This is a genomic window from Microvirga yunnanensis (assembly GCF_025460875.1).
Map to the genome: position 1 here is coordinate 1 of NZ_JAMXFI010000021.1, position 11127 is coordinate 11127.

Consider the following 11127-nt stretch of genomic DNA (forward strand, 5'->3'; position numbering starts at 1 on the left):
CCACCAGGAAGGTGAGCTCGAACATGGCGATGGTGCGCACCAGCACCAGCAGCAGCGCCGCCAGGATGCCCGGCAGGAGCAGCGGCAGGAGCACGTGGACGAAGAGCTTGAAGGTGTTGGCGCCGAAGACGCGGGCCGCCGCCTCGATCTTCGGGTCGATCTGCTCGATGAACGGGATCATGACCAGGATGACGAAGGGCACGGTCGGCACGAGGTTGGCCGCCACCACGCCCCAGAACGTGCCCGCCAGGCCGGTCTGGTAGAGCACGGTCGCCAGCGGGATGCCGAAGGTGATCGGCGGGATCATCAGCGGCAGCAGGAAGAGCAGGATGAGAAGCCGCTTTCCGGCGAATTCGCGCCGGGCGAGCGCATAGGCGGCCGTCACCCCGAGGGCTCCCGAGATGAACACCACGGCGGCGATCACCTGGAAGGTCACCATCAGGACGTCCCAGAGCTGGAACTCGCTCCAGGCGGAGGAATACCAGCGCGTGGTGAAGCCCACCGGCAGCCACGTGCCGAGCCAGCGCGTGGCAAACGAGCTCGTCACCACGGTGGCGATCATGGCGAACAGGTTGATGACGAAGAAGCCGACCAGGAACCAGATGGCCGCGGCCCAGAGCTTGGACCCGAGTGTGGTGTCGCGGATCATCGGCTTTACCCTTTCGCGCCGGAGGCAGGACCGCGGTAGAACAACCCGCGGGAGGCGAGCACCGCCACCACGATGGCGAGCTGCACGAAGCCCATGATCATCGCGATCGCCGAGGCCATGGAGTAGTCGTATTCCTCGAAGGCCGCCGTGGCGGCGGCGATCGAGATCACCCGGGTAACGCCCGCGGGCTCGCCCAGCAGCACCGCCGAGGGGAAGACCGAGAAGGCCTGCACGAAGGACAGGCAGAACGTGATGGCGAAGCCCGGCATCAGGAGCGGCAGGTAGACGTGGCGGAAGCGCTGCCAGGCGCTGGCGCCCAGGGTCGCGGCCGCCTGCTCGAGGGCCGGGTCGATGCCGGTCACGTAGGACAGGGTCAGCAGGAAGGTGAACGGGAAGCCGGTGATCACCAGGGAGGCGAAGACACCCCAGTAATTGTGCACGAGCTTCAGGGGCTGCGAGATGAGCCCGAAGGTGATCAGGGTGCGGTTGAACCAGCCCTGCGGCCCGAGATAGTTCAAGAGGCCCTCGGCCACGAGCACGGTGCCGAGGGTGATCGGCAGGACGAGGATCGTGGTCAGGAGGCGCTGGCGCCGCATCAGGCGCACGCGGAACGCGATCGGCACTGCCAGCAGCAGGTTGATCAGCGTGACGGGGATCGCGAGCCGGAGCGTGTTGCCGATCGTGTCGTAGAGGAACGGGTCCGAGAAGAAGCGCTTGTAATTGGCGAGCCAGTCGCCGCCGGCCTTGGGCTCGAAGGAGAGCACGAACCCGAACGCGAACGGGTAGACGAAGAGGAGCAGGCTGAAGATCGCCGCCGGAACGACGAGCAGCGTCACCGCGTCGAAGCCGCGCGCGGCGAGACGCTGGCGCAGGCTCGGGCCGTGCTCGACGGGAGTCGCGGGAGCAAGGGCGTCCATCACTGCCTCCCCTGGATCGGCTCCGCGAAGACGAGGACACGCCCGTCATCCGCCCGCAGATGCACCTGCGAACCGGGCTCGACCGGCTGGTGCGACCGGAACACGAAATCGAGCCCGCCGGCCGAATGGGCCGTGCCGACGAATTCGCGGCCGCGATATTCGATGGTGTCGACGGTCACCGCGATGGCGTTCGGCCCCGCCTCCCCGACCATGAGGTCGTCCGGCCGGATGGCCGCGAAGGCCGTGGCGCCGGCGGACAGGGTCTCGCGGGCGACGCCGCTGATCCGCGCGCCCTCCACGTCGAGGACGGCGCGGCCGCCCTCGGCGCCGACCACCCGGCCTTTCAGCTTGTTGCGGAAGCCCATGAAGTCGGCCACGTCGAGATGGGACGGGGCCTCGTAGAGCTCCTTGGGCGTGCCGACCTGCCGGACCACGCCGTCGCGCAGCACCACGATGCGGTCGGCGAGCGACAGGGCCTCGTCCTGGTCGTGTGTCACGTAGATGGTCGTGGCCCCGAGCTCGTTGTGGATGCGCCGGATCTCGGCGCGCATCTCGAGGCGCAGCTTGGCGTCGAGGTTCGAGAGCGGCTCGTCCATCAGCACGAGCGGCGGCTCGATCACGATGGCGCGGGCGATCGCCACGCGCTGCTGCTGGCCGCCGGAGAGCTGGCCCGGCAGCTTGTTCTCCTGGCCCTTCAGGCGCACCAGGTTGAGCGCCTCGTCCACCTTTCGGTCGATCTCGGCCTTCGGCGTCCCGCGCATCTTCAGCCCGAAGCCGATGTTCTGGCGCACGTTGAGATGGGGAAAGAGCGCGTAGTTCTGGAACACCATCCCGAACCCGCGCTCCTCGGGCCGCAGGGTGTCGACCCGGCTCTTGTCGAGCCAGATCGCCCCGCCGGTCACAGGCAGGAGACCCGCGATGCAGTTCAGCGTCGTCGACTTGCCGCAGCCCGACGGGCCGAGCAGGGCGATGAACTCGCGCCGGCGGATCGTCAGGGAGATGTCGCGCAGGGCGTTGAGCGCCCCGAAGTCGCGGCTCACGCGATCGAGCCGGACTTCGTCGAACTGGGAAAGGGCAATGGTCATCGCGGGTCCTTGGTTCTTGGGTCGTGTATCGGTTCGAGAGTCACCGCCACTCGCAGGCCATCCTCCTGTCATGGCCGGCCCTGTGCCGGCCATCCCGATGCTGAAAGGCGCTACGCCTTGCGGATCGGGATCACCGGCACGAGGCCGGTGATGACGTCGAGAGGATGGCGATCCCCGCATCACAGCCGCCGGGGATGGCAGAAAACCTCAACCGCGACACGACCTGTCCTTGTTCTTGCTCTGGACGTCTTACTTACGCTTGCCGCCGCCGACCTGCTCGTCCCACAGGCGGAAGGCGACCACCATCTGGTCGGGCTGGAGCGGAAGCTCGATCGGGTTCTCGGCGATCCACTTCTCGTATTCGGGACGGCCGAATTCCTTGATGGCCGCCTGGCTCTCGGCGGGCGCCATGTCGAGGGTCACGCCCTTCACGGCCGGGCCCGGATAGAAGTAGCCCTCGTCGAAGGTGTAGGCCTGCTGCTCCTTGGTGAGCAGGAAGCTCATGAGATCGAGCAGCACCGCAAGCTTCTCGTTCGGCAGGCCCTTGGGCACGCACATGTAATGCGCGTCCGACACCCAGTGGAAGCCCTTGAGCGCCGCCACCTTGGCCTCCTTCGGCACGACCCCGAGGACGCGCGGGTTGATGTCCCATCCCGTGGTCGACACGGTCATGTCGCGGGAGCCTTCGCCGAGCTCCTTCATCACCGCGCCGGTGCCGGACGGGTAGTACTCGATGTTCTGCCCGAGCTCCTTCAGGAAGGCCCAGGTCTTGTCCCAGCCCTTGGCCGGATCCTGCGGGTTGCTGTCGCCCAGGATGTAGGGCAGGCCCATGATGAAGGTGCGGCCCGGGCCGGAATTGGCCGGGCGCGCATAGAGGAAGCGGCCCGGATTGGCCTTGGTGTAGGCGAGAAGCTCCTCGGCCGTGGTGGGCACGGTCTTGACCTTGTCGGGCATGTATTCGAGGAGCGGGCCCGACGGGTAGTAGGTCACGACCACGCCCTGCCCCTTCGCCAGGCCCTGCATCTTGGCGGCCGGCGCGAGATAGATGTCGTCGAGCTTCGGCAGGGAGTTCGCCTGGCCGGGGACGAGGTCGACCCACAGCTTCTGCTCGATGCCGGCGGAGAGCGCGTCCGTGCCGGTGAGCACGAGGTCGATGTCGACCCGGCCTGCATCCTGCTGGGCCTTGATCTTGCCGGCGAGCTCCGGCGCCGTCGCCTTGGTGAAGGTGATGCGCGAGACCAGGTTGGGCTTGGCCTTGCGGTAGTTCTCGATCGCCTTCTGGGTCAGCGCCAGGTTGCCGGCCACGTCGATGATGTTGAGCGTCACCGGACTCGTGGGCAGGGTCGCCTGCGCGAAAGCCTTTCCGCCGAGGGTCGCAACGCCGGCGGCGCCGGCGACACCGCCGACGAAGGTCCGCCTGGTGATCAGGTTCGTCATGTCTTCCTCCCGTTCTGTGCGACATGGCTCATGGTCGGCCATGTCCCGTGTCACAGCTTGTAGGCCTCTTTGGCGAGGCGATAGGCGAGATCGTAGGCCACCTCGTGCGCTTCGTCCTCGTCGAGGCGGTGCGTCGTCACCAGGGTGGCGAGAGAGGCGCAGTCGACCCGGCGGGCCACGTCGTGCCGGGCGGGAATCGACAGATAGGCGCGCGTGTCGTCGTTGAACCCGACCGTGTTGTAGAAGCCGGCGGTTTCGGTCGTGAGCTCGCGGAAGCGCCGCATGCCCTCGGGCGAGTCGAAGAACCACCAGGCCGGACCCAGCCTGAGGGCCGGATAATGGCCCGCGAGCGGCGCGAGCTCGCGCGAATAGCTCGTCTCGTCGAGGGTGAAGACGATGAACGTGAAGCCGGGCTCGTTGCCGAAGCGGTCGAGCAGCGGCTTCAGGGCGCGGACGTAATCCGTCTGCAGCGGAATGTCCGCCCCCATATCGCGGCCGAAGCGCCGGAACAGGGCCGCGTTGTGGTTGCGGAAGGAGCCCGGATGGAGCTGCATGACCATGCCGTCCTCGACGCTCATGGCGGCCATCTCGGTCAGCATCTGGGCGCGGAACAGCTCCGCATCCTCGGGCCCGGCATCCCCGGACGCGACCCGGCGGAACAGCGCCTCCGCATCGGTCGGTGAAAGGTCCGCCGTGCGCGCGGTCGGGTGGCCGTGGTCGGTGGAGGTCGCGCCGTAATCGCGGAAGAAGGCGCGCCGCCTGCGGTGCGCATCCAGGTAGCCGCTCCACGTGGACGTGTCGCAGCCCGTGATCTCTCCGAAGCGCGCGAGATTCTCGCGGAAGCCCTCGAATTCGGGATCGATCACCGGGTCGGGGCGGTAGGCCGTCACCACGCGGCCGGACCAGCCCGAGCGCCGGATGGCCTCGTGGTGCTTGAGCGGATCGAGCGGGCTCTCCGTGGTGGCGATCGCCTCGATGCGGAAGCGCTCGAACAGCGCGCGCGGGCGGAACTCCGGCGTGCGCAGGGCCGCGTCGATGCGGTCGTAATAGGCGTCTGCGTTCCTAGCCGACAGGCGCTCGGTGAAGCCGAACAGGGTCGCGAACGTATGATCGAGCCAGAGGCGCGTGGGCGTGCCGCGGAAGAGGTGATAATGCGACGCGAACCGCCGCCAGATCGCCCGCGGGTCGCGCTCCACCGCGCTGCCGTCCTTCGCCGGGAGCCCAAGCTCCTCCAGGCGCACGCCCTGGCTGTAGAGCATGCGGAACACGTAGTGATCCGGGATGACGAAGAGCGTCGCGGGATCCGGGAACGGCTCGTTCTCCGCGTACCACCGCGGATCCGTATGGCCGTGCGGCGAGACGATCGGCAGATCCCGGACCTGCGCATAGAGCCGGCGCGCCACCTCGCGGCTGGCGGAATCGACAGGAAACAGCCGGTCCGGATGGATCAGCATGGCGTACTCCCTCGGGCTCCGTCCGGGCCCATTCCCGGGCCGGCTGCGAGCGCCTCATTGAGCAAACCTTAAAACGATCCACGATCCTTTGCAATGGTCTACTAGTATGGTAGTGTGCCACTTATGACCAATAGACCGACCCTCGCGAAGCTCGATCTCAGCCGGGAGCCCATGGCCCGGCAGGTCGCGCGCGCCCTTCGCCAGGCCATCGTCAGCATGAAGATCGCGCCCGGCGAGATGCTGTCGGAGCAGGACCTGGCGCAGCGATTCGGCGTGAGCCGCTCGCCCGTCCGAGAAGCCCTCATCAAGCTGAGCGAGGCCGGCCTCGTTCGCGTTCTGCCGCAGCGGGGCACGCAGGTGGTCAAGATCTCGCGCGCGGCGGTCGAGGATGCCCGCTTCATCCGCGTCGCGGTCGAATGCGCTGTCGTTCGCGAGGCGGCGCTGAAAGCCTCTCCCGTTCTGATCGCGGAGCTGAACGCCAGCCTGACCCGGCAGCGGCGCGCCCAGCGGGCCACCTCGTCGGACGACTTCATGGCGCTGGACGAGGAGTTCCACCGCCTCCTGGCGGAGGCCGCCGGACGTCCGGCCGCGTGGCGCATGATCGAGGACGTCAAGCCGCAGATGGACCGGGTGCGCTACCTCGACGTGAAGCAGGCCACTCCGCGCCATCTCATCGTCGCGCAGCATGCGGAGATCGTCGACGCCATCAAGGCGGCCGATCCCGTAGCGGCCGACAGGGCCATGCAGCAGCACCTCAGCGAGATCCTGCGCTCCCTGCCCGAGCTGGCCGCGAAGCACCCGGATCTCTTCGAGCCCGAGGCCGATGCCCTGCCGGAGGTGCTCAGCGCGTGACACCCTCCAGACAAGAATCCGCACCCTCCGCCGACGCCCCCGTTCGGCCCCAGCTTTGAGAGGCAATCATGGAACAGACCTGGCGCTGGTTCGGCCCCGACGACGTCGTACAGCTCTCCCACATCCGGCAGACCGGCGCGACCGGGATCGTCACCGCCCTGCATCAGATCCCCTATGGGGTGATCTGGAGCGTCGAGGAGATCGAGAAGCGGAAAGCGCTCATTGCCGCCGATCCGTCGCTCGGCCTGCGCTGGAGCGTGGTCGAGAGCCTGCCAATCCACGAGCGCATCAAGATCGGCGAAGGCGACCTGACGAGCCTGTTCGACCATTACCGCCAGTCCATGCGCAACCTCGCGCAATGCGGCGTCACCACGATCTGCTACAACTTCATGCCCGTGGTCGACTGGACCCGCACCGAGCTCGCCTACCCGCTTCCCGGCGGCGGCACGGCCCTGCGCTTCAATATCCATGAGTTCGCAGCCTTCGACTGCTTCATGCTGGAGCGTGCGGGCGCGGAGGCGGATTACGCGCCCGACGTACTGACCCGGGCCAAGGAATGGCATCTGCGCTCGTCGGAAGCCGACCGGCGCAAGCTCCTCTCCAACATCATGGCGGGCCTGCCCGGCGCTTACGACCGCTACGACGTTCCGGGCCTGCGCGTCATGCTCGACCGCTACCGGGACATCGACGCGGCGGCCCTGCGCGAGAACCTCGCCCGCTTCCTGCGCGAGGTGATCCCGACCGCGGAAGAGGTCGGAATCCGGATGTGCATCCATCCGGACGATCCGCCGCGCCCGCTCATGGGCCTGCCCCGCATCGTGTCCAACGCGGACGACATCGCCTTCATCCTCAAGGCGGCCGATTCCCCCGCCAACGGGCTCACGCTGTGCAGCGGGTCGCTCGGGGCCAACCCGGTCAACGACGTGCCGGCCATCGCGAAGCGCTTCTCGGACCGGATCTGGTTCGCGCATCTGCGCAACGTCGCCAAGGACCCGGACGGCTCCTTCATGGAAGCCGACCACCTGGGCGGCGACACCGACATGGTGTCTCTGGTGACGGTGCTGCTCGAGGAGCAGAAGCGTCGCAAGGAAGCCGGCCATCCGCACTGGCGCATTCCCATGCGCCCCGACCACGGGCACGAGCTTCTCGACGACGTGGGCCGTCCCACCCATCCGGGCTATCCCATCATCGGACGGATGAGAGGCCTGGCCGAGCTGCGCGGCGTCATGCAGGCGGTCTCCGCCCTGCGCGGCCTGCCGCTTTAGAGCATCGGACGGAAAAGTGGCCCCGGTTTTCGCTGGCGCGGCCCGCTGGGTCCGTCTTGACCGATGCTCTCATTCAAGAAGTAAGCATCGGATGGATCCCAAAAGTGCAAGTCCACTTTTGGGTCCGATGCTTTAGGATCGTGCTCCAGAGGTCGAGGTAACAACCTCCCCGTCATGGCCGGGACAAGCCCGGCCCTGACGGGGGGGTGGTACGGCCGGCGGGAGCTCAGCCGCGGGGAGCCTGCAACCCCGTGCCGAACCTACCCGAGCAGGTTCCGCAAGGTCCGCATGAACACGCGCGCGCCGATCCCGATCAGGTCGTCGGGGAAGTCGTAGTCGGGATTGTGCAGGCTCGGGTGGTCCCTGCCGGCTCCGAGGAAGAACATGGCCGCCGGCGCCCTTTGACCGAAGCGTCCGAAATCCTCCGAGGCCCGCAGCGGGAGCTCGCCCTCGTCATGCGGAACGCCCTCTTCGTCCAGCGCGCGGCGGAGATGGGCCACGGCTTCCGGAGCGTTCTCGCAGTGCTGGAAGATGTCGTCGTGGGAGATCTCGACGCTGAGCCCCCGGTTGCGCGCGGCGCTCAGGACGAGGTGCTCGGCGCTCACGCACAGATCCTCCATGCCGGCATCGGTCATCGTGCGCAGGGTCGCCCAGATCTCGGCCCGCGCCGGGGCGACGCCGAAAGCCGGCTCGCCGATCTTCACGTGAGTCACCGTGACCATTGCGAAGCCGTCGTCCAGCGGCCCCCCATGACCGAGCCCCGTGAGCGCCGGCATCAGCTCGGCGACGACGGGCACGGGCGACAGCCCCGTCTCGGGCATGGACGCATGGGCGGTCTTGCCGTTCAGGACGATACGCATGCCCCGCGACGCGCAATTGACCGGCCCTTCCGCCAACGCGACATGGCCGAAGGGCAGACCGGGGAGATTGTGCAGGGCGAACGCGAAATCCGGGCTGATCTCGCGAAAGCGCGGGTCGGCCACGACGGCCGCGGCTCCGGAGCCGTCCTCCTCGGCCGGCTGGAACAGCAGGATGGCGCGGCCGCGCTGCGGCCGCTGGCGTCCGAGCGCGCGCGCCAGGCCGGCCAGGATGGCCGTGTGTCCATCGTGCCCGCACAGATGTCCCTTGCCGGGGGCGGCCGAGCGGTGAGGCGCGTCGGAGATCTCCTCGATCGGAAGCCCGTCGAGCTCCGAGCGGATCATGACGGCCGGGCCCGGCGCCCTGCCCTGGTAGACCGCCGCGATCCCATGGCCGCCAAGGCCGGTGATGATCTGGTCGGGGCGCGTCTGGGCCAGAAACGCCCGCACCTCCCGGGCCGTCTGGACCTCCTCGCGGGAGAGTTCCGGCATGCGGTGGAGCGCGCGCCGAAAAGCCACCAGATCGACCATGTCCTCGTTGGTCAAAACCATGGATCGCCTCCCTGCCGGGGCTCGATGGGAGCACAGCCGCTCGACCGACGACAGCCCGGCCTGTTTCGGCCGCATGTTATGGCCCGAAGAACGGGCCCGGATCAAGCTGCCGAAAAGTCGGGTGCGAAAGACGGGCAGGAGGTTCCGGCGTCTTCGGCGGCTGTCCACCCCACCCTCACGTCGTCGCCGGCCCTGTGCCGATCATGACGGTGGTGAGCATGCACGATTGCTGGCGCGGCCCGCCCGGGCCAGAGCATCGGACGTGATAAGTGGGTCCACTTTTCCGTACGATGCGCTAGGGTCCTTGCGACGCCCCCTCCCGTTTCATCGATCCGTCGTCTCATGAACCTGTTCGTTTTCGGTCTCGGCTACTCCGTCCGCCAGTTCATCGGCCTTTATCGTGACCGGTTTACCGCGATCGGCGGCACCGTCCGGTCGCCGGAGAAGGTTCGGGCCATGGCGGCGGACGGCATCCAGGCCTGCCGTTTCGACGGCGCCGGTTTCGATCCCGTCATCCCCGATCGGATCGCCCGGGCCGATGCGCTTCTCGTCTCGATTCCTCCCCTTGGGGAGACGGATCCGGTGCTGGAGCAATTTTCTCACGCCATCGCGGCGGCGGCGAACCTGCGCTGGGTCGGCTACCTGTCCACGGTCGGCGTCTATGGCAACGCGGACGGCGCCTGGGTGGACGAATCGACGGCGCCCAACCCCGCCACGATCCGCTCGCGCCACCGGATCGCCGCCGAGGAGCAGTGGCTCTCCCTCGGCGAGCGCGCGCCCTTCGCCGTGCAGGTCTTTCGCCTCGCCGGCATCTACGGACCGGGCCGCAACGCCCTGGTGAAGATCGCCGACGGCAGCGCCAAGCGCATCGTCAAGAAGGGCCAGGTCTTCAACCGCATCCACACGGCCGATATCGCCCAGGTGCTGATGGCCTCCATCGAGCGCCCGCACCGCAACGCCGTCTACAACGTCGCGGACGACGAGCCGGGTCCGCCGCAGGACGTCATCGCCTATGCGGCGCAACTCCTCGGGCGCGACCCGCCCCCGGAGGTGGCGTTCGAAGACGCCGACCAGACCCCGATGGCGCGCTCCTTCTACTCGGACAACAAGCGCGTCCGGAACACGCGCATCAAGACCGAGCTCGGCGTGGCTCTGCGTTATCCCACCTATCGGGAGGGTCTGCAGGCCCTGCTGCGGGCCGGAGACGGGATCACGCGGGAGCGCTGACGCCGCTCGCCCGGGACAGTCTGCGCCCGAAGGCCATCACGAGCGGTTTGAGATGGTAGCTGTCCTGCGGCATCGCATCGACCGGCCATCCCGCCTTTTCGACCGCCTCCGCGGTGACCGGCCCGACGGCCGCGACCAGGGTCGCGTGCATGGCCGCGTCGAGGTCCGGGTCCAATCCGAACCGGCGCGCGACCTCCTTGAGCCGCCGCACCTGGGCCGAGCTCGTGAAGGCGATCAGGTCGATCGTGCCGGACGCGAGTTCCCGGATCAACGCGACGACCCGTTCGTCCTCCTCGTGCGAGGCATAGCGATAGCTCAGGATCGGATCGACCATGGCGCCGGCGGCTTCGAGGAAGGCCGGCAGGGCCTCCTCGCCGCCCGGATACAGAAGCACGCCGACGCGCCTGCCCGTGACGGACAGGCCCGACAGGGTCGTCATCAGCCCGGCCGTCGTCGGCTCCTCGGCCATCACGTCCGGCGCGAGGCCGATGCCGCGCAGGACCTTCGCGGGCTTGGGCCCGCGGGCGACCTTGCACGTCCGGCCCAGCGCGGCGATCACGTCTGCTTCGACGCCACTGCGGCGCGCGAAGCCGAGAAGCCGCGACAAGCCCTCCCCGGTGTAGAGAACCACGACATCGTGCATCCCCTGGACCAGCCGGTCGATCCAGGCCTCCACCGGGGCCGGATCCTCCGCGTCGTGGATCGACACGAGCGGGCAGCGCACCGCGACGGCGCCATGCCGTTCGAGCATCCGCGTGAACAGATCGAGCTCCCGGCTCTCGGGTACGGCGATGCGGCGTCCATCCAGCATGATCCTGCCTTTATCGTTCTC

Annotated in this window: 10 protein-coding genes; 3 read left to right on the top strand and 7 right to left on the bottom strand. The window is 68.2% G+C overall.

The annotated features are described in order from the left end of the window. The 5 genes from NF876_RS12740 to uxaC all read right to left on the bottom strand — a co-directional run. Window positions 1-649: ABC transporter permease (locus NF876_RS12740; RefSeq protein WP_262269166.1), on the bottom strand; the 649-nt coding region annotated here is incomplete at its 3' end. A gap of 5 nt (window positions 650-654) precedes the next feature. Then, window positions 655-1566, bottom strand: a complete 912-nt coding sequence (locus NF876_RS12745) for an ABC transporter permease (protein ID WP_262269167.1) — start codon at window positions 1564-1566, stop codon at window positions 655-657. Further along, window positions 1566-2651, bottom strand: a complete 1086-nt coding sequence (locus NF876_RS12750) for an ABC transporter ATP-binding protein (RefSeq protein WP_262269168.1) — start codon at window positions 2649-2651, stop codon at window positions 1566-1568. The genes NF876_RS12745 and NF876_RS12750 overlap by 1 nt, the downstream gene beginning before the upstream one ends. Before the next feature lie 249 nt (window positions 2652-2900). Next, window positions 2901-4088 (bottom strand): ABC transporter substrate-binding protein, encoded by a 1188-nt coding sequence (locus NF876_RS12755; RefSeq protein ID WP_262269169.1) that lies wholly within the window; start codon window positions 4086-4088, stop codon window positions 2901-2903. 50 nt (window positions 4089-4138) lie between these two features. After that, a complete protein-coding gene (gene uxaC / locus NF876_RS12760; protein ID WP_262269170.1) occupies window positions 4139-5542 on the bottom strand; it encodes a glucuronate isomerase in 1404 nt (467 codons plus the stop codon). 123 nt (window positions 5543-5665) lie between these two features. Here uxaC and NF876_RS12765 point away from each other — a divergent pair, with 123 nt between their 5' ends. Together NF876_RS12765 and uxuA are read left to right on the top strand one after the other, a co-directional pair. Then, window positions 5666-6394 carry a GntR family transcriptional regulator gene (locus tag NF876_RS12765; RefSeq protein WP_262269171.1) on the top strand — a complete coding sequence of 243 codons (729 nt, stop codon included), beginning with the start codon at window positions 5666-5668 and terminating at the stop codon, window positions 6392-6394. 68 nt (window positions 6395-6462) lie between these two features. After that, the gene (uxuA, locus tag NF876_RS12770; RefSeq protein ID WP_262269172.1) at window positions 6463-7659 is read left to right on the top strand and encodes a mannonate dehydratase; all 1197 of its coding nucleotides are present in this window, start codon (window positions 6463-6465) and stop codon (window positions 7657-7659) included. 260 nt (window positions 7660-7919) lie between these two features. Here uxuA and NF876_RS12775 read toward each other — a convergent pair whose 3' ends face one another. Then, window positions 7920-9068, bottom strand: a complete 1149-nt coding sequence (locus NF876_RS12775; RefSeq protein WP_262269173.1) for an amidohydrolase — start codon at window positions 9066-9068, stop codon at window positions 7920-7922. 342 nt (window positions 9069-9410) lie between these two features. On the opposite strand from NF876_RS12775, the gene NF876_RS12780 reads away from it, so the two are divergent. After that, window positions 9411-10295 carry an SDR family oxidoreductase gene (locus tag NF876_RS12780; RefSeq protein ID WP_262269174.1) on the top strand — a complete coding sequence of 295 codons (885 nt, stop codon included), beginning with the start codon at window positions 9411-9413 and terminating at the stop codon, window positions 10293-10295. On the opposite strand, the gene NF876_RS12785 is transcribed toward NF876_RS12780, so the two are convergent. Continuing rightward, window positions 10279-11106 carry a uroporphyrinogen-III synthase gene (locus tag NF876_RS12785; RefSeq protein ID WP_262269175.1) on the bottom strand — a complete coding sequence of 276 codons (828 nt, stop codon included), beginning with the start codon at window positions 11104-11106 and terminating at the stop codon, window positions 10279-10281. The genes NF876_RS12780 and NF876_RS12785 overlap by 17 nt on opposite strands. Window positions 11107-11127: the final 21 nt, after the last annotated feature.